At 60.8% G+C, this 505-nt stretch carries 1 protein-coding gene; it reads right to left on the reverse strand.

From position 1 onward, the window contains the following. Positions 1–3: 3 nt before the first annotated feature. Positions 4–312 carry an Asp-tRNA(Asn)/Glu-tRNA(Gln) amidotransferase subunit GatC gene (locus AWU74_RS07905; protein WP_162505071.1) on the reverse strand — a complete coding sequence of 103 codons (309 nt, stop codon included), beginning with the start codon at positions 310–312 and terminating at the stop codon, positions 4–6. Positions 313–505: the final 193 nt, after the last annotated feature.

Consider the following 505-nt stretch of genomic DNA (forward strand, 5'->3'; position numbering starts at 1 on the left):
GCGTCACGCGCCTTCTCCCAGCACCTTCGGCACGCGGAAGTAGCCGTCGAGGAACTCGCCGCTCATGCGCTTCACGTCGGGGATTTCAAGCCCTTTCACAACGCGGTCGTCGCGCAGGGCTTCTGTTCCGACGGCGGGATACGCGTCGCAGGGGTTTTCGCTGTCGTCATACGCGGAAAGAATGTCGAAATAGGCGACGATTCGGGCGACCTGCCCGCGGAGCACGGCTAGGTCGACGCTTTCGGGCGAGAGGCGCGACAGGTAGAGCAGCGCCTCCAGCGTTTCCTCGTCTATTGCGCGCGCGTCTTTCACGGCGCTGTCCTTTTGGTGCCCACTGTGTTGCCTCCGGTGCGAGATTGCGCCCTTATTTAAGCGCAAAACGGGGGAGCGTTTCAAGGGCATTACCCGCGCTCCGCTTACTTCTGCTGCCGAGTTCTTTCAAGGAAATCGAACGTTACTCGTGCGTCGGTACGGGTAACGCCGAACGCTCAGTTAGCGAAAGCAA

The organism is Treponema endosymbiont of Eucomonympha sp. (genome assembly GCF_001028545.1).